The sequence below is a fragment of the Pinirhizobacter sp. genome, from assembly GCF_036499745.1.
Classification (GTDB): domain Bacteria; phylum Pseudomonadota; class Gammaproteobacteria; order Xanthomonadales; family Rhodanobacteraceae; genus Pinirhizobacter.
Map to the genome: position 1 here is coordinate 1 of NZ_DASYDG010000039.1, position 22798 is coordinate 22798.

Genomic DNA, 22798 nt, shown 5'->3' on the forward strand with positions numbered 1-22798 from the left:
ACGCATCTGACGTTTACGGGCAGTGTGAAGATCGACGTCGCAATCAAGCAACCGACGCAGACCATCGAGTTGAACGCCGCCGACATGACGTTCGGACATGTTTCGCTTTCGGGTGTAACGGGCGCACCCAAGGTCGTATTCGACCCGAAGGAACAGACGGCAACGTTGACGTTTCCGTCCCAGATCGCCGCCGGACCTCACGTCCTAGCCATCGACTACAAGGGTAAGATCTATCTGCAGGCGGCGGGTCTCTTCGCGCTCGACTACGACACGGCGAAGGGCAAGAAACGCGCGCTGTTCACGCAGTTCGAAAACTCCGACGCGCGGCGCTTTGTGCCCTCGTGGGATGAGCCCAACAAGAAAGCCACGTTCACGCTGACGGCGACCGTTCCTGGCGATCAAATGGCAATCGCCAACACGCCGATCGCCGCGACGGGCTCGCTTCCGGGCGGCTTGAAACGTGTTCACTTCGCGGCGTCACCGAAGATGTCGTCCTACCTCTTGTTCTTTGGCGCCGGCGATTTCGAGCGCGTGTCGCGCAAGGTGAACGGCGTGGATATCGGCATCATCGTCAAGCGCGGCGATACCGCAAAAGCCGCCTTCGCGCTCGACGCGGCGGCGCACATCCTTCCCTATTACGAGGACTATTTCGGCGTGAAATATCCGCTGCCGAAGCTCGACCTCATCGGCGGTCCGGGCTCAAGCCAGTTCTTCGGCGCGATGGAGAACTGGGGCGCGATCTATACCTTCGAATATGCGCTGCTGCTTGATCCGAGCATTTCCACCCAGCGTGATCGCCAGGGCGTGTTCGGCATTGCCGCGCACGAAATGGCCCACCAGTGGTTCGGCGACCTGGTCACGATGCGCTGGTGGGATGACCTGTGGTTGAACGAAGGTTTCGCCTCGTGGATGGCCAGCCGCACCACCGCCAAGCTCCATCCGGAATGGCAGACGTCCCTGGACAACGTCGGGATCCGTGAACAGGCCATGTCGCGTGACGCCGCGGCGACGACGCATCCGATCGTGCAGCACATCGAGACGGTGGAGCAGGCCAGCCAGGCCTTCGATACGATCACCTATTCGAAGGGCGAGGCGGTGATCCGCATGCTCGAAGGCTATGTGGGCGCCGATACCTGGCGCGATGGCGTGCGCCGTTACATCAAGGCCCATGCCTACGGCAACACCGTATCGGACGACCTCTGGCACGAGATGGACGCCGCCGCCGGCAAGCCGGTAAGCACCATCGCGCACGACTTCACCCTGCAGCCGGGTGTGCCGATGATCAAGGTGGTGTCCGCTGCCTGCGCCGGTGGTAACACCACCGTGCAGTTGGAGCAGGGCGAGTTCAGCAAGGACCAGCCGAACAAGAAGCCGCTCATGTGGCACGTGCCGGTCACCGCCCAGGTGGGCAAGGGCACGGTTGCCACGGCATTGGTCGCCGACGGCAAGGGCACGATCACCGTCCCGGGCTGTGGCCCGGTGGTGGTCAACGCGGGGCAGGGCGGCTACTACCGCACGCTGTACTCGCCGAAGGAATTCCAGGCCTTGCGCGGCGCCTTCGCAGGCCTGCAGCCGATCGACCAGCTGGGCATCATGGGCGATACCTGGGCGATGGCGATGGCAGGCGTGGAGACACCTGCCAACTACATGGACCTGGCCAAGGCCGTCACCACCGACAGCGTGCCGCAGGTTTGGGGCGAGGTGGTCGACGGGATGCAGGGGCTCGATTCCTACTACCGCGGCGATGCCGCGCGGCAGGCGACCTTCCGCAAGTTCGCCATCGCGCGCCTGAGCCCTGAAATGAAGCGCGTGGGATGGATGCCCACGCATGGCGAACCTGCGCCGGTGACGATCCTGCGCACGCATCTGATCAGTGCGCTGGGATCGTTTGGCGACAAGGCAGTGCTGGCCGAAGCGCAGCGTCGTTTCGACGCCAACGACATGCCGGCGGAACTGCGCAAGACGATCATGGCCGTGGTCGCGAGCAATGCGAATGCCGCCACCTGGGACAAGCTGCACGCCCAGGCCAAGGCCGAGACCACACCCCTGGTGAAGGATCAGTTGTACTTCCTGCTTTCCACCGTGAAGGACGACGCTCTCGCCCAGCGGGCACTGGACCTTGCCCTGACTGACGAACCCGGTGCCACCAACAGCGCTGGGATGATCACCGGCGTGGGGCGCAACCACCCGGACATGGCCTTCGATTTCGCCGTGGCGCACAAGGCGCAGGTGGACAAGCTGGTTGATTCCACCTCCAGCGCGCGCTATTACCCGGGCATCGGCGGTTCGTCGTTCGATCCGTCGATGATCGGCAAGGTGCAGGCGTTCGCGGAAAAATACATCGCGCCGACCTCACGCCGTGGCGCGGACACGGTGATCGCCAACATCAAGTACCGTACTGAAGTTCGCAACGAACGCCTGCCGGCGGTCGATGCGTGGCTTAAGAAAAACGGTTAATGCACGTCGAATGAGGGTGGGGCGTCGGCGCTGCCGGCGCCCCATTTCTTTTGCGGTGCGTCACCCAGGTCGAAGCGCAACTTGCCGCCGTGCAGCGCGAACGATTCGGGCAGCCACGGTCGGGAAGCGGCCTTGCCATCGACGCTGAGGCCCTGCACATAAGGCTTGCCCGGGCCCGCCGCGGGTGCATCGATTACTACGTCACCATCGGCGCGCTTGATGGTGATGTGCGAAAACTCAGGGCTTCCCAGCACGAACTCCGCGCGTCCGGGTGTTGCCGGATACAGGCCCATCGCCGCGAACACGTACCAGGAGCTCATCTCACCCAGGTCGTCGTTGCCGGGAATGCCGTTCGGCGCATTCACCCAGATCTTGTCCAGCACCTCGCGCACCAGTTCCTGGGTTTTCCACGGTGCACCCGCATAGGCGTACAGCCAGGGCGTACCAATGGAAGGTTCGTTGTCGAGCTCCGCATGCAGCGGGCCGGCCTTGGTCACGGCAAACGTGCCGTCAGGCTGATAGAAGAATTTATCCAGTCGCGCGCGCGCCTTGTCGGTGCCGCCCATGGCCTGGAACAGGCCGTGTACATTGAAAGGCACCATCCATACGTATTGCGCGGCGCTGCCTTCGACGAAGCCATCTTCGGTGGAGGGGTCGAAGGCGTGCGCGGCCTTGTCGTCATCATCCTTCACCAGCGCCCAGCTGCCGTCAGTGTTGCGGTTGCGGATGTAGCCTTCGGTCGGCGTGGCCTTGGCGTCGAACACGTTGCGCCAGTTCTGCGCGCGGCCGAGGAACCTCTGCTGCGTGGCCTTGTCGCCCAGTCGGCCGGCCAGCTGGCTGATGCCGAATTCCGCGGTGACATCTTCCAGCGTATCGGCGGCGGGCCCCCAGGCTGGTGCGCCGACCGGGATGTAGTGCAGCGACAACCAGCTGGAAAGACCCGGCCGCTGGCCCACGCACTCCACTTCACAGCCATCGTGCGAGGCATCGAGGTCGGTGGGATGGTCGGCCGCATGTACCAGCGAGGCCATCGCGCCCTTCATGTCGAAGTCGCGACCGCCGAAGGCAACGATACTTGCCACCGCCGCGGCGGACGGATCGCCATTCATCACGTGCACACCGCCGCTGTTGTGTGTCCAGCGGTCCCACACGCCGTGGTTCTGCGTGGCCTGGTTCAGCAGGCTCTGCGCGATGTCGCTGCCGGCTTTCGGGTCGAGCCAGGTCACCAGCGCCAGCTGCGAACGGTAGACGTCCCAGCCGGAGAAATTGGCGTACTGGGCCTTCTGCGGTGCCTGTACCTGATGCGTGGCGCCATCGAAGCCTCGGTACTGGCCGTTGACGTCGCTGAAGATGTTCGGGTGCATCAGCGCGTGATACAGCGCGGTGTAGAACACCGTGCGCTGGTCGGCACTGCCGCCCTGCACCTGCACCTGGCCAAGCTTCTGGTCCCATGCGGCGGTGGCGCGCGCGGCCATGGTGTCGAAGGAGGTGCCGGCCGGGTTCTCAGCTTCCAGGTTTGCCTGCGCGTTGGCCGCGCTCACATAGGAAAGGCCGATACGAAGGTTCACGGTACGGCCTTTCGCGCCATCGAAGCTGATCCATGCACCGGAACCCTTGCCGGCATCGGGAACCCCCTTCGCGCCATAGCCGGTGCCACCGCTGGAGGACGTTCCCCCCGCGGTAACGCTGCCATCCTTCCAGCTGCCGGTGGCAACGATGGGCTGGTCGGCCTCGATCACGTAGTACAGCGTGTAGTAGCTGCGCTGGTTCACGGGCGTATAGCCGCAGAAGTTGCCGCTGGTGACCTGCCCGGTCACGCGGCGGTGGGCTGCGTCCACGGCGATCTTCGCGTCTTGCGAACCCACTTCCGAATCCGACGCGCGCACCAGCAGGTTGGTGTCCTTGCCGGCTGGGAAGACGATGCGTGCCGCACCGGTGTGCAGGCTGGCGCTCAGGTCCACGGCCACGCCGTTGTCCAAGGTCACGTGATAGTGGCCGGCCTTGGCCACTTCGTCGGCATGGTTGAAGCCCACCGCGTAGGCGTGGCGAAAATCACTTGAGGGTGAATTCGTCACCGGCACGGTCACCGGCATGATCGGCACGTCGCCCGAGGCACCGGCGCAACCCCACCCTTCCACATTGGTCAGGCTGAAGCCGCGCACCTGGGTGGCGCGGTATTCGTAGCCCCCGGGGGCGGCGATCAGGTGCCGCGAGCCTGGCAGCGGCGTGGCCTCGGGACTGAACTGCACCATCCCGAACGGCACTACCGCACCGGGGAATACATTGCCGCCGTTGGCGGTGCCGATCAGCGGGTTCACCTCGGCCGCGGGACCGGCCATGGCGGAAAACGTAACCATCGCCAGGGCGGCGGCAAGCGGGATCGTTCGCATGGGCAGATATTCACGGCAGAGGGATTTGCCACGATCTAAAAGCAATCCCGCCGCCCCGTCAAGCTGCTTGCCTGATCCTCATCTCTACATGCAGGCCAGCCGCGGCGGCCATGTTCACCAGGGCGTCCAGGCCAAACAGGTCGATCTTGCCGCGTACCAGGTCCGAAACGCGCGGCTGTGTGACATGGAAAATCCGCGCTGCCTGCGTCTGGCTGAGCGCGGCGGCCTCGATGTGATGCTTGAGCGCCATCATCAGCTTCGAGCGCAGCTTCATGTTCTCCACCTGCTCGGACGAATCTTCGATGGCGTCCCATACGCTTGAGAATGTTTTTTTGCTCATGGAGCGAGGCCCTTGATTACTTCACGATAGCGGCTTGCAGCGAGGTCCAGGTCTGGGCGGGGAGTCTGCTGGGTTTTCTTTTTGAAACAGTGCAGTACGTATACTGCGCGCGGCAGCCTTGCGATGTAGATGACCCGATAGGCGCCGCTTTCGTCCCTGATCCGGATTTCCTCCACGCCACGCCCGATGGTCGGCATGGGCTTGAAATCATCCGGCTGCAAACCGTGCTGTAACCGATCGATCTGGTGGCCGGCCTGGCGGCGAGCAGGATCCGGAAACGTGCGCAAGTCGTCCAGTGCGGAACCCAAGAAACAGACGTGCTTCCGTGCAGTCATGATTGAACTATACAATATTCTGTATAGAACTCAAGCCAACCCCGCCAATGTGCTTCAACGACGGTGGCACCATCACCTTAACCGGTCATATTCCTTGCCATCGCAAAACGCTACGATCCGATGATGGCTGAACTTCCTCCCCGACCTGAGCAGGCGATCGATCCCAGCGACCCGATGGCGCGGAGTGCGCAGACGTTCCCGCGGCTGTCCGATGACATGGCATCCCGGGTGCGGCGCTATGGCACGGAACAGCAGGTACCGGCGGGCACGGAGCTGTTCGAGCGAGGCCAGCGCGGCGTGGATTTCCTCTTCGTGCTGGAAGGAAGGGTGGAAGTGTTCCACCGCCAGCGCGACGGCAGCCGCGACGTGGTGACCATCCACGGGCACCATCAGTTCAGCGGCGAGCTGGACATGTTCAACAACCGCCAGGTGCTTATGTCCGGCTGGGCGCCGGTGCCTTCACGCCTTGTGCGAGTGCCACGTGCCGATTTCCGCCGGCTGGTGTCGTCGGAGCCGGATATCGGCGAGATCATCATGCGCGCCTTCATCCTGCGCCGTGTGGGCCTTATCCGCCATTTCAACGACGGCCTGGTGCTGATCGGCCCGGCGCATTCGGCCGATACCCTGCGGCTGCAGCGCTTCCTGGTGCGCAACGGCTACCCGCACCGCCTGCTTGATACGGAACTCGATCCTGCTGCCAGTGGCTTCCTGGAATGCTTCGAGCTTTCCGCCGACCAGTTGCCGGTGGTGGTGCTCGCCGACGACACGCTGCTGCGCAATCCTTTGTCGCGTGAACTGGCCGATGGCCTTGGCCTCACCGAAACGCTCGATCCTGCCAAGGTGTACGACGTGGCGGTGATCGGTGGTGGCCCAGCGGGCCTGGCCTCGGCGGTCTACGCAGCCTCCGAAGGCCTGGCCACCATCGTGGTGGAAAGCACGGCGCCGGGCGGGCAGGCAGGCACGTCGTCGAAGATCGAGAATTACCTGGGCTTTCCCACGGGCATTTCCGGCCAGGCCCTGGCCGGCCGTGCGCAGGTGCAGGCGCAGAAGTTCGGCGCGCAGCTGATGGTGTCGCGCGCCGCGGCAGGCATCGACTGCTCGGTCACGCCCTTCCGCGTGCTGCTGGACGACGAGCAGGTGGTAACCGCACGCGCGATCGTGGTGGCCACCGGCGCGCGCTACCGCAAGCTCAGTGTCGAGGATTACGGCCGCTTCGAAGGCGCCGGCGTGCACTATGCCGCCACGGCGATGGAAGGCCAGCTCTGCGGCGGCGAGGAAGTGGTGGTGGTCGGTGGTGGCAACTCCGCCGGCCAGGCGGCTGTGTTCCTGTCCCGCATCGCCAACCATGTGCACATCATGGTGCGCTCGGGCGGCCTTGCCGCCACCATGAGCGACTACCTGGTGCAGCGCATCGTGCAGTCGCCGAAGATCACCCTTTACACGCATACCGAGGTGTGCCGGCTGGAAGGCCCGGACCGCCTGCGGCAAGTCAGCTGGACCCACCGCGGCACCGGCGAGGTCACCACGCGCCTGATCAGCAATGTGTTCGTGATGATCGGCGCGGAGCCCAACACCGACTGGCTGCAGGGTTGCGTGGAGCTGGACGACAAAGGATTCGTGGTCACCGGCAAGGCGGTGGAAGGCGTTGTGCCTTCGGCTTACCTTACATCGCGGCCGGGCATTTTCGCGGTGGGCGACGTGCGCTCAGGTTCGGTCAAGCGCGTGGCCTCGGGGGTGGGCGAAGGCTCCGTGGTGATCCAGGCCGTGCATCAGTTCCTGGCGCCCGCCGTCGAGGCCTGACAAAAACCAGTCAAGAATCCGCAGGCGCAGCCGATAACGCTGCATGCGTCTGGATATCCCTACCCTCGGCATCCTTGGCTTCCTGATCGGGATCGCCCTGTCGGTCGGCTTCACCCTGCTTGGCCTGGTGTTGCCACGGCAGCGCGTGTTGCGCCTGTGGGCCGCCGGCTTCTGGATGGCCACGCTTGGCGCGCTGTTCGCTGGCCTGCGCAACCAGATCGACGAAGGCATGTCGGTGGTGCTGGGCAACCTGTTCATCGCCATTTCCGGGGCGCTGATGCTGGCCGGTGTTTCGCGTCACGTCGACCGGCCGCTGCGCTGGGGACTGCCGGTGGTGTTCATCGCGGTTTTCGTGGCGGCGCAGGCGTTTTTCGAGTACATCGTGCCGAGCCTGCGCGTGCGCCTGCACCTTTTCAGCGTGCAGATGGTGGCGTGGGATGCCTGCACGGTGTGGATGCTGCTTCGCCACGGGCCGCGCGAGTTGCGCACCAGTTGCCGGCTGGCGGCGGTCGTTTTTATAGCTGACCTGCTGTTCTATGCGGCCAGGCCGTTCATTCCGCTGGCTGCCGGCATGGGCGAGGACGCCATGCACGGCGGCACGCCGATCGTTGCCACTTTTGTGATCGGCATCATGCTGGCGCTGGGCTGGTTCATCGCCTTCATGCTGCTGGTGACCGAGCGCCTGGCCGTGGACCTGGGCCGCCTGGCGCGCATCGATGGCCTGACGGGCCTGCTCAACCGCGTTGCGCTGATCGAAGACGGTAGCCGCGCTCTGGCACACTGCCGCGCGCGCGGCCGCCCCTTCGCACTGCTGATCTTCGATCTTGATTACTTCAAGAAGGTCAACGACACCTATGGCCACGATGGCGGCGATGCGCTGCTGCGCCAGTTTTCGAACCTGATCGGCGCGGTGCGCGAACCGGGAACTTTGCTTAGCCGTTACGGCGGCGAGGAATTCGTGCTGGCGCTGCCGGGCCTGACCCTGGGCGAGGCCGCGGTGCTGGCCGAGGACATGCGCCAGGCGGTGGCGGCCACCGAGGTGCCCTTCGGCGGCACGCGGTTGTCGATGACCACCAGCATCGGCGTGGCCGTGGCGGACACTACGCAAACGTTTGAGGAGCTGATCGCTCGCGCGGATGAGGCGCTGTACAAGGCGAAGGCCGCTGGCCGGAACCAGGTGTCCGCCTGCTGAGGCGATGTGCGTTTCGTTGGGGCTCGCTGGCCGCTGCAGTTGATCAGACTTACGGTGGCTCGGCTTCGCCATCGCAACGGCTGCGGCGCCCGGACGCCTCGCAAGAGCCGCCGGGTGCCACCCTTGCCGCGACGGCTTCGCCGTCCTGGAGGGAAGGAGAGCCGCTGCGCGGCTCGTGTCTTATGGCTTCGCCCTCCAGGACCGCACAGTCGGGCGGGGTTATTCGAATCGGCCTCCTGCCTCAGCGAATAATGCCGGCCATCCATGGCCGGCACCGCTGCGCGGCCTTGTCCGCCCGACTGCGCTCGGCTGCAGATGTCGCGGCAAGGGTGGCACCCGGCGACTCAGCGAACCCGGCCTATAATCGGGGTTTCGACGCTTCCGCCGATAACCTAAGTGACTGTTGCCACTATCCACGATGCCTTTGCTGACCCCGCGGCGATCTTTGCGCGAGGCCCTGTTCGCCTGACCGTACTCACGCCGCGGCTGCTGCGCATCGAGTTCGACCCCGCTGAACGTTTCAACGACGCACGCACGCAGTTTGCCGTGCGCCGCGGCTTGCCCAAACCAGCCTTCGACGTGATCGAGGACGAGGCCTGTCTGGTGCTCGACACTGGCGTGCTGCGCCTGGAATGGATCAAGGGCCGTAGCGCGCCTGATCAAAGAAACCTCCGCATCCTGCTCCGAGATGGCGACCAGGAAACACTCTGGACCCCGGGCATGGCGGAAGAAGGGAACCTCCTGGGTACTTACCGCACGCTCGACCGCTACGACGGCGACACCTGGACGGACGGCCATAAGATTCCGTTGGAACAAGGCATCCTGTCACGCAGCGGCTGGCATGTGGTGGACGATTCAACGAGCTTTCGGCTGGATGAAGACGGTTGGGTGGCCAACGGTGGCCAGGCACCGGTACTGGACTTCTATTTCTTCGGCTATGGCCACGACTTCCGCGGGGCCATAGCGGACTTCGCCGCGGTGTCCGGCCCACAACCGCTGCCGCCGCGCTTCGTCTTCGGCTACTGGTGGTCGCGTTACTGGAATTACTCCGACCAGGAACTGCGCCGGCTGTTGGGCCGTTTCGGTACTGAGCGCATGCCGCTCGATGTGCTGGTACTGGACATGGACTGGCACACCACGCCGGGTCTATCGCTGCGCGCGGGGCTCGACGAGCGCGACGAATTTGGCGAACAACGCGGCTGGACGGGCTACACCTTCAACCGTAGCCTTTTCCCCGACCCCGATGGCTTCATGCGCTGGGTGCATGGACACGACCTGAAGATCACCCTGAACCTGCATCCCGCGTCCGGCGTGCCCGCGTTTGAAGAGAACTACGCTGCGATGGGCCACGCGTTGTCGTTCGACACGGCCAACGGCGCGACGATTCCCTTCGAGGGGAGTTCGAAGCCCTACATGCGGGCGTTGTTCGACACCATCCTGCGTCCCCTGGAAAAACGCGGCGTGGACTTCTGGTGGCTCGACTGGCAGCAGTGGGCGGACGCCAAGGCCGTGCCGGGGCTGTCGAACACGTGGTGGCTCAACCATGTTTTCTTCAACGAGATGGAGCGCCATGACGATGCGCGCGGGCTGATTTACCATCGCTGGGGCGGCTTGGGGAACCATCGCTACCCGATCGGGTTTTCCGGCGACAGCGTGATCTCCTGGGCATCGCTGGCCTTCCAGCCGTACTTCACCGCCACCGCGTCCAACGTGCTGTATGGCTATTGGAGCCATGATATCGGCGGGCACACTTTCGACAAGGAGGTGCCGCGTGCCGAACGCCACCTGGACCCGGAGCTCTACACCCGCTGGGTGCAGCTTGGCGTGTTCAGCCCGGTGCTGCGCACGCACTCGGCCAAGGAAGCGAGCCTGCACAAGGAGCCCTGGCATTTCGCGCCGCGCTTTGGTGATGTGATCAGCGAGGCGATCCGCCTGCGCTACCGCCTGGCGCCTTATATCTACGCGGCAGCGCGAGTGGCGCACGACACAGGGCTGTCGCTGGTACGGCCGATGTACTACGACTGGCCCCGCGAGGACCGCGCGTACGAAGTGCCCGGCCAATACATGTTCGGCGACAGCCTGTTGCTGTGCCCGGTGACCGCGCCGGGCGAGGGCGGCTATACCCGCGTGGACACCTGGCTGCCGCCGGGGCTTTGGTACAGCCGTGAGGGCGCACGCGTATACGAAGGCGGCGTCGTCATCAGCCAGGATTACGCCCTGCGCGAGACACCCATCTTCGTCCGAGAGGGCAGCATCCTTCCGCTTTACGCCGATGGCCTGCGCAACCTTACACGGCTGCCACAGCAGATGGTGCTGCAGGTCTATCCCGGTCCCGTGGGCGAGACGTCCATTTACGACGACGATGGCACCTCGCAGGGTTATCGCCGCGGCGCCTTCGCACGCATCCAGGTGCGCAGCTGGCGCGACGACACGGAGCACCAGGTAGCCATCGGTGCAATGCAGGGGGTTTATGCCGGGCGTCCCGACATGCGTTCGTACGTGGTGGAATTGCTGGGCACCGGCATGCCGCTGGAGGTGCGCGTGGACGGCGTGCGCCTGCCGTTTGCCACCGAGCCTTCGCCGGACAGCTGGACATGGGATCCGATGGTTGTCTCCGTGCGCATCGAGCTCGCCCCGGGGCCGGTGGACCGCGAGCGCCACATCGTGGCCCGCTTCGATCCGAATCGAGCGATGCCTGCGGAGCTCTGGCGGCGTATGCAGCATACTGCCGAGGCCGTGGCGTACCTCAAGCGCGTGTGGGGCGATATCTCGGCACTGCCTGAAGACATCGAGCTGGCCGGGCAGTCCGCACAGCTCATGTCCTATGCCATTGCAGGTCCCGATGAAGGGCGCGTGGATCGGTTCACCGCGGCGGTGGATGCCTTCGAGTCGCGCTTCGCCCGCTTGCCCGCCGTTGCCGCCGGCACTCCCCTCGACGTCGTACTTGTCGAGCAATTCACCCAGCTACTGGTGCGCTGATGAACCACGAATACGACCCCGACCAGAATTTCCATGACGACGAGGAAGGCGATGGGGAAGAACTCGACGCATCGTCCGTCGAGGGCCTGGTGTGGCAGCTGTTGCTGCTGATCAATCCCGGCGACGAAGACACCGCGATGCAGCAGTTCGCGCAGGTCCGCGAGGCTGGCATCGGTGAGGATGCAGAAGCCACGCAGCTCGCAATACGCGATGTCATTGACTGGCGCTCAGGTTTTTACGTCGCCGCGGATGAACCCCGCCAGCTGATCGACGCCGTCGAGGAGCTGGTGTCGCGCTATCACCTGGAGATCGACTGGGGCGGCGACGCGGACGATGACGACTTCATCGAAAGCCATGATGTCGGGTCGTTGCTGTCGGTGGCGGCCGATGAAATAGCTCCGCACAACTATCTGTTGTGGGCCTGGCAGACGGACGGCGCCTACACTGGCTGGATGACTGCGCACACCGACGCCGAACCGATGCGCCAGGTGGCCCACGCCTTGGGCATCGACGTGCGACTTGCCGCCGACGCCTAGCCGATGATCGCGTGGGGAAGGAAGCGCGAGGTGTCCTGGGTGATCAGGCCGGCGTCTTCGCGGATGCCCATGCCCGAAGGACGGTCGGCGATCATCCAGCTGCCGACGAGGGGATAACCGCCTTCTGTGCGCGGCAGTTCGTGCAGGGCCTGCCGGATCCATCCGCCATCGCCGTAGGGCCCGTCGGTGGTAACGGTCTCGCCGTTAGCCAGGCGCAGCGTGATGTTGGCCCCTTCGCGCGACAACAGCGGTTTGCGCACCCAGCCGGGCGGTAGTTCATCGCCAGGCGCGTCTTCGAAGAACGCCGGCAACAGGTTGGGGTGGTCGCGGTGGCGTTCCCACAGCAGCGGCAGGATGCCCTTGTTCGACAGTACCGCTTTCCACGGCGGTTCCACCAGGCGAAGGCCGGAGGTGGGCAGGGCGCGGCCGAATTCGTCCTGCATCATCGCTTCAAGCGGGTACAGTTTGAACAGCGTGCCGAGCACTACGTCGTTCAGATCGGTAAAGGCGCCATGCGTGGTGATACCGATGTCCTGCACCGCGATCACGCCGGTATCCATGCCGGCCTGCTCGGCGCAGTCACGCATATAGGCGATGGTGCCGTTGTCTTCCCGGCTGCCGGCAATGGCCGAGAAATATACCGGCTTGGGAAGCAGCCGGGCCATCGTGCCCAGCGACTCCACCAGCGCTTCCTGCAGGCTGTTGTACTGGTCCGCGCCGGCGGGCAGGGCGCCCCGGGCTTTTTGTTCCTCAAGCCATACCCACTGGAAATAGGCCGCTTCATAAAGACTGGTGGGCGTGTCGTAGTTCAGCTCGAGCAGCTTCGCAGGACCATGGCCGTCGTAGGCCAGATCCATGCGTCCGTAGAGCTGGAGTTCGCCTGCATGCCAGCTGGCGGCGATCCAGTCCCAGTAGTGCCGGTCGATGCCAAGGCGCGTCATCATCGCTTCGGAGGTGACGATGTCGGCCACCATGTCCACCGCCATCGCGTGCAGTTCCGCGGTGGGCGCCTCGATGTCGTCTTCGATCTGGCGCAGGGTGAAGGCGTAATAGGCCGATTCGTCCCAGTAGGGCGCACCGTTGATGGTATGGAAGTCGAAGCCTGCTTCTTCGGCGGTGCGCTGCCAGTCGTCGCGGGGCGCGATGCGGACGCGCCGCATCATTCGCCCGCGCTGCCGCGGGCGCCGAAGCCGCCGCGGCTGGCGGTGGCGCCACGGGCACCGGCGCCTTCGGGCGAGGCCAGCGAGCCTGAGCCCAGGCCGCGCGAGGCGAACGAGCTACCGGCGTAGGCGCCGGTGCCGGCACCTCTCGATGGCTGGTAGAACGATCCGGTATTGCGGCGATACAGCGGCTCGGACTGGAAATACGAGCCGCGCATGCCGTTGTTCATCAGGTGGGAGATCATGAAGCCGGTCATCAGGGGCCCCCAGATGCTGCCCTGGCGCTGATCCTGGCGTTGCACGCACTGCTCGGGCGGGAAGTCCCTGGTGCATTCATCGCGTGTCATGTAGCGGGGAGCGGATGTATCGGCCACTTGCTTGGCGTGTTCTTCGGCTTTCTTGCAGTCATCAAGCAGGTTGCCGGCCGCCGTGCATTGCTCAAGCGTGGTGAATTGTTCCTGCTGCACCGGCGGTGCGTCGTCGCTGCAGGCGACAAGCAAAACGGGGCTGGAAGCCATCAAGAGCAGCGTGGCCGTACGTGAGCGTTTCATCCTTCGCCTGTGTCCTTTCCGAAGCCGTTCGGGACGGACAGTCAAGCATGGCGGGCCGCTGTTATCCAGTGTCGTGTACGCCAATGCAACATGTACGCGCTCGTCGAAGGCTTGCCTGGTTGCCTAGTGCCCCGACCCGCTACCGGCCTGGGCGCTATCCCACTGGGCGAGGTCTTCTTCGGTCAGCATGGCTTGCACGGCGGAGCGGTTGGCGCGGCGCATGGGTTTTTCGTCCACGCGGTCCAGCGGCGCCTGCCGCAGCGCGTCGTGTGGCAGCACGGTAAGGTCGAAGGCGATGCCGTCGGCGTTGAAGGTAAGCGCCGTGAACTCGGCCTGGTCTTCGCGGGTCATGCGCAGGCGGCGCACCTGGGTGCCGAAGGGGATGCCGTGTTCGGTCAGGAACAGCGGCACGGCTTCGGGATCTTCGCTGAACACATGCAGGCATACGGCTGAGTGTTCATCGGCGGTGCCTTCGAGCACCGCGCCCACCAGCCGTGGATCGAAGCCGCGCAGGAAGAACATGCCTTCCACCGCGGCTTCACGGCGGGCACGCAGCGCCAGTGGCTGCGAATCACCCTTGAAGATGCGCTGGTGCTCGCGCAGGGCCTCTTCGATCTCGTTGTTCCGCGGCAGGGCCTGGTCGTCGATGATCCCCAGGCGTTCGGCGGCCTTCAGCTTGGCATGGTGGAAGTCGCGGATACCGTGCTCGCTCATCAGCCGTGCGGCTTCCTGGGCGATGCGTAGCCGGGTGCGCTGGCTGCGGTCCTGGGCGTGGATGCGGTGGTGTTCGCCTCGTGACATGAGCGTATGACCCCGTGCAGGACGTGGGGTGAGATTACATGTTTTGACAGGTTTTGGTGTGAGCGCGGCGTGGAAAGTTCAATCCACGCCGCAGCGGTAATCAGAAGATGTCGTAGGAATGCTGGTCGGTCTCGTCCTGCTGTTGCTGCTGCTGGGCTTGCTGGCGCAGGCGATCGACGTCTTCCACCTTCATGATCTCGCTCATGGCATCCGGGTCGTCAGCGCTGGTGGGCATGCCGGAACTGCGATTGATCTGCACGGTGCTGATGCCCGGCGGCATCGGCAAGATGGCCGATGGCGTGTCCTTCAGCACCGCGCCCATGTAGTCCATCCAGATGGGAAGCGCCGCCTTGGCGCCGAACTCACCCTTGCCCAGCGAGCTGAAATCGTCGAAGCCCACCCAAACCGAGGCCACCAGCTTGCCGTTGAAGCCGACAAACCAGGCATCGCGGTGGTCATTGGTGGAGCCTGTCTTGCCGGCCAGGTCGTCGCGCTTGAGTGCCATGGCCGCCGAACCGGTACCACGGCGGATCACGTCCATCATCATCGACGTCACCAGGTAGTCGTTGCGCACGTCGATCACGCGCGGCGCCAGGTGCGGCGGATGCGGGCCGGCGGTGTGCGCGTCCTCGGGCAGCTTCGCATCGCCGATCACCGAGGCGGTGGAACTGGTCGCCGGCGCATTGGCGGGGCCTGAAGGCGTGGAGGGCGGTGGCGGCCCGGGCGGGGTGGTATCGAGCAGGCGCTCCTGGCAATCCACGCAGGCCCGCGCCGGGTTGGCCACATAGACGGCCTGGCCATTGCGGTCGTTGATCTGGGAGATGAAGTACGGTGTGACCAGGAAGCCGCCGTTGGCGAATACCGCGTAGCCGCGGGCCATGCTCATCGGCGACACCGAGGCGGTGCCCAGTGCCAGTGACAGGTTCTGCGGGATGGCATCGAGGGTGAAGCCGAAGCGGGTGGCGTAATCGCGCACATAGCGCACGCCGATGGCGTCGAGCAGGCGCACCGACACAAGGTTCTTCGATTTCACCAGCGCTTCGCGCAGGCGCATAGGACCATCGAACTTGCCGTCGTCGTTGGAGGGAGCCCAGATGCCGTCGGGCCGTGACGGATCGGGGAACACCACCGGCGCGTCGTTGACGATCGATGCGGGGGTAAAGCCGCGCTCGAAAGCTGCCGAATACAGGAATGGCTTGAAACTCGAGCCCGGCTGGCGCGCGCTCATCACCGCGCGGTTGAACTTCGAACGCTGGAAATTGAACCCGCCGACCAAGGCCTGCACGGCGCCGTCCTCGGGATCGAGCGACACCAGCGCTGCCTGCACGGAGGGAATCTGCGTGAGCTCCCACTGACCTTTCTCGTTGCGCTGCACGCGGACGATGTCGCCGCGCTTGATGACGGCGTCGACGCTCTTGGGCACGCTGCCGGCGCTGGTCTCGTTGATGTAACGGCGGGCCCAGGACACCGCGTCCATGTCCAGGGTGATCGATTCCTTGCTGGACAGGTACACCGTAGCCTGTTTGGCGGTGGATTCGGTAACGATGCCCGGCTGCATGCCGCCGGCGGACATGTAGCCGGCCATCACCCGGTCCAGTTCCTCGGTGCCGGCGCCCGCCGGCAATTCATCGTGGCCCTCGGGGCCGCGGTAGCCGTGGCGCCGGTCGTAGGTGGATAGCTTGTCGCGCAATGCCGCGTCGGCCGCTTCCTGGCGGGCGGCGGTGACCGTGGTCTTGACGGTATAGCCTTCCACCAGCGCGTCGTTGCCGAGCTTCTCGATCGCCTGCAGGCGTGCCATCTCGGCCAGGTACGGCGCATCCACCTCGATCGGCTGTTCGTGCGGATACGCATCGTTTGGCTCGGCGATCGCCTGGTCGTATTCCGCCTTGGTGATGAAGCGGTTCGACAGCATCTGGCCCAGCACCCAGTTGCGGCGGCCGATGGCGCGCCTGGGGTTGTTGATCGGATTGACGACCGAGGGCAACTGGAAGGTCGACGCCAGCATCGCCGACTGCGCCACGGTGAGCTGGTCGAGCGTCTTGCCGTAATAGAAACTCGCCGCCGCGCCCAGGCCGTAGGTGCGGTGGCCAAGGAACATCTTGTTGATATAGAGCTCGAGGATCTCATCCTTGGTCAGCTCGTTCTCCATGCGCAGGGCGATGAAGATCTCGGTGAGCTTGCGCGAATAGAGCTTTTCGGGGCTCAGGAAGAAATTGCGGGCCACCTGCTGGGTGATGGTGGAGCCGCCGGGGCCCTTGTCGCCGCCGGAGGTGATCACGTGGATGCCGGCGCGGGCAATGCCGTGCCAGTCGACCCCGGGATGACTGTAGAAGTCGGCGTCCTCGGCCGAGAGCACGGCGTTTTTCATCTTCGCCGGTACATCGGCGATGCGCACGGGGATGCGCCGTGTTTCACCGAATGTGGCAATCAGCTTGCCGTCGGATGTCTCGATGCGCAGGGGCACCTGCATGTGGACATCCCGCAGCACCGCCACGGCCGGCAGCCGGGGGGCCAGGAGCCAGTAGGCCACCCCGACCGCCGCCACCGCCAGCAAGACGCCCACCAGGGCCAGGATCAGCGCATAGCGCAGCAAACGCTTAAGTATTGCCATGAATGGTCGTTAGGTAAGGCGTGGGCGTGAAGTGGCGCCGAGTATAGGGGGTCGCGAGATTCCGCCCTAGCGGCGGGAGCTTACCGGTCCCTGGGACAGGGGCTTATGGCTCGGAATGACGAACTTGTGATTTAGTTCCGAACCAAAGGGTTGCGACCCATTGCTAAAGCATTAAGTTTTCGATCTAATGCCCTCGCGCCTAGATACAAAAACCTAACGGGGCGCAGGGGAAGGGGGAACATCGTGGGGCTTTTCACACCGAAGGCGCCGCCGTTGATCGGCGTCGACATCAGTTCGACTGCCGTAAAGCTTCTCCAGTTGAGCCAGGCTGGCGGGCGCTACCGCGTGGAGCACTACGCCGTTGAGCCATTGCCGCCCAATGCCGTGGTCGAGAAAAACATCGTCGAGGTCGAGGCCGTCGGCGAGGCCATCCGGCGTGCCTTGTCCCGTTCCGGCTCCAAGCTCAAGCACGGCGCCGCCGCCGTGGCGGGCTCGGCGGTCATCACCCGTCTGATCCCGATGTCCGCGGACCTGGCCGAGGACGACCTGGAAAGCCAGATCCAGATCGAGGCCAACCAGTACATCCCTTACCCCATCGAGGAAGTCTCGCTCGATTTCGAGGTGCTGGGCCCGGTCAAGGACAACCCGGAGATGAATAACGTGCTCCTGGCGGCTTCCCGCACGGAGAACGTGGACATGCGCATCGCCGCCCTCGACCTGGGCGGTCTGTCCGCCCGCGTGGTCGACGTCGAGGCGTTCGCCATGGAAAACGCCTTCGGCATGGTGGCCGATCAACTTTCCGTGCCTCGTGACGCGCTGGTGGCGGTGGTGGACATCGGCGCCACCATGACGACGCTTGCGGTGCTGAAGAACCAGCGCACCATCTATTCCCGCGAGCAGGTGTTCGGCGGCAAGCAGCTCACCGACGAAATCATGCGCAGGTACGGCCTTTCCTACGAGGAAGCCGGCCGGGCCAAGCGCAAGGGCGGCCTGCCCGAATCCTATGAAGCAGAGGCCCTGGAACCGTTCAAGGAAGCCCTGGTCCAGCAGGTCAGCCGCCTGCTGCAGTTCTTCTTCGCCGGTTCCGAATACAGCCGGGTCGACCAGGTGGTCCTGGCCGGTGGCTGCGCCTCGATCGAAGGCATCAGTGAGTTGCTCGAAGCCCAGCTGGGCATCCCCTGCGTAGTGGCCAACCCACTGGCGCGCATGGCTTTGTCCAGCCGCGTGCAGCCGCAGGCGCTGGCCCAGGATGCCCCCGCGCTGATGATCGCGGTCGGCCTGGCCATGAGGAGCTTCGACTGATGGCACGGATCAACCTATTGCCGTGGCGCGCCGAGCGCCGCAAGCAGCGAGAACGTGAGTTCTACATGCAGCTGGGCGTGGCAGCCCTCGTTGGCGTGGTGGTGGCATTCGCCTGGGTGTTGTGGATGGACACCCGCATCGACAATCAGAACGATCGCAACACTTATCTGAAGGGCGAGATCACCCAGCTGGACGAGCGCATCGCTAAGATCCAGGACCTGGAAAAGACCCGTTCGCGCCTGCTCCAGCGCAAGCAGATCATCGAGCAGCTGCAGGCCAACCGTTCGCAGATGGTCCACTTGTTCGACGAGATGGTGAAGACCATTCCCGTCTCCGGCCGCCTTACCAACATGAAGCAGACCGGCGATTCGCTCTCGCTCGACGGCGTGGCCCAGTCCAATGCCTCGGTGGCCGACTACATGCGCAACATCGAGGCCTCGCGCTGGATGGGCCACGTTGATCTGCGTAAGACTGAAAACAGCCACGACGCCTCGCGCATGCCTTATTCGTTCGGCCTGGACGTGAAGCTTTCCCGGCCCACCGGTGACAGTGCCGATGCACCGGCGTCGTCCTCGACCGCCGCTGGGGCTGTCCCGGCCGTGCCGACACCGTTGGCTGGTGCCGCGAAGTCCGTGCTGCCGTCGCCGGCTGCCTCCGCGGGCGCGCCGCCCACGGCCGCACCCGCTGCGCCTGCCGCCGGGTCACCACCACCGGTTGCGGCCGTCAGCACGGCGTCCGCGCCGGCCCGTCCCGCCACTGCCGGGGGGGCACGCAAATGAAGTTCTTTGACGATCTGCGCAACCTCGACCGCCACAACGTCGGCGGCTGGCCGAAGGCGATCAAGCTGTTCTTCACCGCCGTCATCTTCATCGTGATCGTGGTGGCTGGCTGGTACTTCTTCGTTTCCACCCAGCAGGACGACCTGGAAACCGCCCGCAACAAGGAAGATTCGCTCAAGAGCGAGTTCTCCACCAAGCAGGCCAAGGCTGCCAACCTCGAAGCGCTGCAGCAGCAGCTCAACCAGATGCAGGACATGCTGCGCCAGTTGCTGCGCCAGCTGCCCAGCAAGACGGAAATGCCCGAGCTGCTGGTGGACATCTCGCAGACGGCGCTGGCCGCCGGCATCGAGAACGAGCTGTTCCAGCCTGGCCCGGAAACGCCGAAAGACTTCTACGCCGAGAAGCCGATCACCTTGCGCATGGTGGGTACCTATCACCAGTTCGGTGCGTTCATCAGCGGCGTGGCTTCCCTGCCTCGCGTCGTTATCCTGACGCTGCACGACGTTTCCCTAAGTCCGAAATCCGCCGCCGTCAAGGGTAGCGATCCGGTCCCTGGCGGGCTGCTGGTACTGCAGGGCACGGTCAAGACCTATCGCTACCTTGAAGACGACGAGGCGGCCAATACCGATACGCACCCGAAAGGCGCTGCCGCCAAGGGGGCCAAGCCATGAGCCACTTCATGACCCCCGCCCGCCGTTGCCTGCTTGTGGTCGGCACCCTGGCCACGCTGGCCGGTTGCACCAGTGGCACGTCGGATCTTCGCGACTGGGTGGCCGCCGAGAAGGCCAAGAAGGGCGCGCCGATCCCACCGTTGCCGGTGATCCAGACCTTCGAAACCTTCGCTTATAACGACCAGTCCAAGCGCGATCCATTCAGCCCGAGCACGGCGGAGATGCAGCAGTCCAGTACGGCGTCCGGCCCGCGGCCGGACGAGAACCGTCCGAAGCAGCCGCTGGAAATGTTCTCGCTGGACAGCCTGAAGATGGTTGGCACGGTTGGTGCTGGCAAATCCACCGAAGCATTGGTCAAGGATCCTGGCGGCGTCATCCACCGCGTGCATATGAACGAATACATGGGGCAGAGCTATGGCCGCGTCACGGGCGTTGCCGATGATCACATCGACCTGGTCGAACTGGTTCCGAACGGTACCGGTGGCTGGATGGAACGCCAGGCCAGCATCGCGCTCGGCGAAAAATAAGCATCGATCGGGGACGATGAACATGACTACCTCCAACACTCATCTTCGCGGTCGCTCGCCGCGCCTGGTACACCGGGCCGTGGTGCTGCTTGCCTGTGGCGGCGCGCTGGTGTTCGCGCAGTCCGCGCTGGCCGCAAGCACCCTCAAGGACGTCAGCTACGACGCCCAGCCCGGGGGCAAGGTCGAACTTCGCATGACCTTCGACACGCCGCCGCCCGCGCCCAAGGTGTTCACCACCGGCAATCCGCCGCGCATCGCCGTGGACTTTGCCGATACCACCAATGGCTTCAGCACCCGCCACGTCGACGTCAACAAGGGCGCCACCGCCGGTGTCTCGGTGGTCGGCGCCGGTGGCCGCACCCGCGTCGTGGTCGAGCTTTACCGCGAATCGGCCTACGCCACGCGCGTGGAAGGCAACACGCTGGTGATGGACGTCAGCAATGGCCCCACCGGGGCCACCACCAGCACCAGCGTCGTCTCCGACCCGACCAAGATCGCGCCGTCCGCTTCCGGCGGCCCGGCGATCTCCAATATCGATTTCCGCCGCGGACCCAACGGCGAAGGCCGGATCATCGTCAGCCTGGCCGGCAGCGGCATCACGCCGGAAATGCATAAGGACAACGGGCGGGTGATCGTCAGCCTCGGCCATGCCACGCTGCCGGAAAAACTCGCCCAGCGATTGGACACGCTTGATTTCGCCACTCCCGTGCAGTCGATCAATACCACCTCGGTTCCCGGTGGCGCGCGCATGGACATCCGCGTGAAGGGCGAGGTCGAGACCTCCGCCTATCAGTCGGCCGATGAATACGTGGTGGAAGTGGCGCCGAAGAAGGCCGCCCCGACCGATCCGAAATCGCTCAAGGGCGCGGAACCTGTCTATAGCGGCAACCGCCTCACCTTCAATTTCCAGGACATCCCCGTCCGCTCGGCGCTGCAGCTGATCGCCGACCTCTCGGGCCTGAACATGGTGGCCTCCGACTCGGTCGGCGGCAGTGTCACCCTGCGCCTGTCCAACGTGCCGTGGGACCAGGCCCTGGATGTGATCCTGCGTGCCAAGGGCCTGGACAAGCGCCGCAGCGGCAACGTGGTCTGGATCGCCCCGCAGGCGGAACTGGCTACCTACGAGCAGAATCTCGCCGATGCCCGCCAGAAGGCGCAGGACAACGCTGAGCTCATTTCCGACTACGTGCCCATCAGCTATGGCAAGGCAGCGGACATCGCCAAGCTGCTCACGCAGGGCAGCCTGCAGAGCAACAGCGGTGGCAGCTCGAGCAATTCCCAGCGCGGGTTCCTGTCCTCGCGTGGCAGTGTTTCCTTCGATGAGCGCACCAACACCCTGCTGATCAACGATTCCCCCGAGAAGGTGCGTGAACTGCGCGAACTGATCGGCGTGCTCGATCGCCCCGTGCAGCAGGTGCTGATCGAATCGCGCATCGTGGTGGCATCGGACAGCTTCAGCCGTGACCTCGGCGTGCGCTGGGGTGTGCAGGCGTTCCAGCACAGCCCGGGCGGCAAGAACGTTATCGGCACCACGCCCGACCTCACCAGCACCACCTCGGGGGGTTCGGGCACGAGCACCGGCGCCGGCGCCAGCAGCCTGATCACCCAGGTGCACAACAACGATGTGGGCCTGGCCAATGGCACGGTCACCAACCCGAGCGTGACCCTGCCGGGCGGCTACAACGTGAACCTGCCGGTGACCGGCGCCACCGGCTCGCTTGCGCTTGGCATCATCGGTTCGAGCTACCTGGTCGACCTGGAACTCTCCGCCGCTCAGACCGAAGGCCGCAGCGAAGTGATCTCCAGCCCGCGCGTCATCACCGCCAACCAGCAGGAAGCGGTGATCAAGCAGGGCCAGGAAATCGGCTATGTCACCTACCAGGCCAGCTCCAGCGGCGGCGGTGCGCAGAATGCCACCGTGCAGTTCAAGGATGCCGTGCTGGAACTGCGTGTCACGCCCACGATCACCGCCGACAGCCGCGTCTACCTGAAAATCAACGTCACCAAGGACGCACTGAACCAGTTCGTCAACAGCCCCGGTGGCGGTTCGGTGCCGCAGATCGATACCCGCGAGATCAATACCTCGGTGCTGGTGGACAATGGCCAGACAGTGGTACTGGGTGGCATCTACGAAGTCACCAAGTCCAACACCATCGACAAGATCCCGGGCCTGGGCGACATCCCCGGCCTTGGGGTGCTGTTCCGCCGTACCGCACGATCGAACGACAAGGCGGAGCTGCTGATTTTTGTGACCCCGCGGATCCTTTCAGACTCCCTGCAGTAACGCCGAGTTATTGAAATAGCGGGAAAAAGGGCCCCTCGGGGCCCTTTTTCTTGGATATATGCGAGCCTTTAGGCACAAGCCCA

Annotated in this window: 17 protein-coding genes; 10 read left to right on the forward strand and 7 right to left on the reverse strand. The window is 64.6% G+C overall.

Annotated features, from left to right (window positions below):
* Positions 1 to 2457, forward strand: a 2457-nt coding sequence (locus tag VGM61_RS14090; protein ID WP_331523463.1) for a M1 family metallopeptidase, incomplete at its 5' end; no start/stop codon positions are given.
* Here VGM61_RS14090 and VGM61_RS14095 read toward each other — a convergent pair.
* Genes VGM61_RS14095 through VGM61_RS14105 form a run of 3 tightly spaced genes read right to left on the reverse strand, consistent with a single transcriptional unit; the run spans position 2454 to position 5522 of the window.
* Positions 2454 to 4847: a GH92 family glycosyl hydrolase gene (locus tag VGM61_RS14095; protein ID WP_331523464.1), complete on the reverse strand. Its 2394-nt coding sequence runs from the start codon at positions 4845 to 4847 to the stop codon at positions 2454 to 2456. The two genes, VGM61_RS14090 and VGM61_RS14095, sit on opposite strands and share 4 nt — an antisense overlap.
* A 58-nt stretch (positions 4848 to 4905) precedes the next feature.
* The gene (locus VGM61_RS14100; RefSeq protein WP_331523465.1) at positions 4906 to 5187 is read right to left on the reverse strand and encodes a helix-turn-helix domain-containing protein; all 282 of its coding nucleotides are present in this window, start codon (positions 5185 to 5187) and stop codon (positions 4906 to 4908) included.
* On the reverse strand, positions 5184 to 5522 hold the full coding sequence (locus VGM61_RS14105) for a type II toxin-antitoxin system RelE/ParE family toxin (protein WP_331523466.1): 339 nt from the start codon (positions 5520 to 5522) through the stop codon (positions 5184 to 5186). The genes VGM61_RS14100 and VGM61_RS14105 overlap by 4 nt, the downstream gene beginning before the upstream one ends.
* A 123-nt stretch (positions 5523 to 5645) precedes the next feature.
* On the opposite strand from VGM61_RS14105, the gene VGM61_RS14110 reads away from it, so the two are divergent.
* From VGM61_RS14110 to VGM61_RS14125, 4 genes are all read left to right on the forward strand, one after another.
* Positions 5646 to 7322, forward strand: a complete 1677-nt coding sequence (locus tag VGM61_RS14110; RefSeq protein WP_331523467.1) for an FAD-dependent oxidoreductase — start codon at positions 5646 to 5648, stop codon at positions 7320 to 7322.
* Between the two features lie 43 nt (positions 7323 to 7365).
* Positions 7366 to 8514 carry a GGDEF domain-containing protein gene (locus VGM61_RS14115; protein ID WP_331523468.1) on the forward strand — a complete coding sequence of 383 codons (1149 nt, stop codon included), beginning with the start codon at positions 7366 to 7368 and terminating at the stop codon, positions 8512 to 8514.
* A 396-nt stretch (positions 8515 to 8910) separates the two neighbouring features.
* Entirely contained in the window at positions 8911 to 11493 is a 2583-nt protein-coding gene (locus VGM61_RS14120; RefSeq protein WP_331523469.1) for a glycoside hydrolase family 31 protein, read from the forward strand.
* Positions 11493 to 12029, forward strand: coding sequence for a DUF6630 family protein (locus tag VGM61_RS14125; protein ID WP_331523470.1), 537 nt, complete (start codon positions 11493 to 11495; stop codon positions 12027 to 12029). The genes VGM61_RS14120 and VGM61_RS14125 overlap by 1 nt, the downstream gene beginning before the upstream one ends.
* Here the strand turns inward: VGM61_RS14125 and VGM61_RS14130 are convergent.
* From VGM61_RS14130 to VGM61_RS14145, 4 genes are all read right to left on the reverse strand, one after another.
* Entirely contained in the window at positions 12026 to 13189 is a 1164-nt protein-coding gene (locus VGM61_RS14130) for a glutathionylspermidine synthase family protein (RefSeq protein WP_331523507.1), read from the reverse strand. The genes VGM61_RS14125 and VGM61_RS14130 overlap by 4 nt on opposite strands.
* Positions 13189 to 13740: a DUF1190 domain-containing protein gene (locus tag VGM61_RS14135; RefSeq protein WP_331523471.1), complete on the reverse strand. Its 552-nt coding sequence runs from the start codon at positions 13738 to 13740 to the stop codon at positions 13189 to 13191. The genes VGM61_RS14130 and VGM61_RS14135 overlap by 1 nt, the downstream gene beginning before the upstream one ends.
* A gap of 123 nt (positions 13741 to 13863) precedes the next feature.
* Positions 13864 to 14541 (reverse strand): hypothetical protein, encoded by a 678-nt coding sequence (locus VGM61_RS14140; protein ID WP_331523472.1) that lies wholly within the window; start codon positions 14539 to 14541, stop codon positions 13864 to 13866.
* Between the two features lie 100 nt (positions 14542 to 14641).
* The gene (locus VGM61_RS14145; protein ID WP_331523473.1) at positions 14642 to 17152 is read right to left on the reverse strand and encodes a penicillin-binding protein 1A; all 2511 of its coding nucleotides are present in this window, start codon (positions 17150 to 17152) and stop codon (positions 14642 to 14644) included.
* 243 nt (positions 17153 to 17395) lie between these two features.
* Between VGM61_RS14145 and VGM61_RS14150 the strand changes: the two genes are divergently transcribed.
* From VGM61_RS14150 to pilQ, 5 genes are read left to right on the forward strand one after another with little or no spacing between them, the layout of a single operon-like run.
* Positions 17396 to 18454, forward strand: coding sequence for a pilus assembly protein PilM (locus tag VGM61_RS14150; RefSeq protein WP_324348620.1), 1059 nt, complete (start codon positions 17396 to 17398; stop codon positions 18452 to 18454).
* Positions 18454 to 19233 carry a PilN domain-containing protein gene (locus tag VGM61_RS14155; protein WP_331523474.1) on the forward strand — a complete coding sequence of 260 codons (780 nt, stop codon included), beginning with the start codon at positions 18454 to 18456 and terminating at the stop codon, positions 19231 to 19233. The genes VGM61_RS14150 and VGM61_RS14155 overlap by 1 nt, the downstream gene beginning before the upstream one ends.
* Positions 19230 to 19904 (forward strand): type 4a pilus biogenesis protein PilO, encoded by a 675-nt coding sequence (locus tag VGM61_RS14160; RefSeq protein ID WP_331523475.1) that lies wholly within the window; start codon positions 19230 to 19232, stop codon positions 19902 to 19904. The genes VGM61_RS14155 and VGM61_RS14160 overlap by 4 nt, the downstream gene beginning before the upstream one ends.
* A complete protein-coding gene (locus tag VGM61_RS14165) occupies positions 19901 to 20431 on the forward strand; it encodes a pilus assembly protein PilP (RefSeq protein ID WP_331523476.1) in 531 nt (176 codons plus the stop codon). The genes VGM61_RS14160 and VGM61_RS14165 overlap by 4 nt, the downstream gene beginning before the upstream one ends.
* A gap of 22 nt (positions 20432 to 20453) precedes the next feature.
* Complete coding sequence (gene pilQ, locus VGM61_RS14170) at positions 20454 to 22715, forward strand: type IV pilus secretin PilQ (RefSeq protein WP_331523477.1); 2262 nt, start codon at positions 20454 to 20456, stop codon at positions 22713 to 22715.
* Positions 22716 to 22798: the final 83 nt, after the last annotated feature.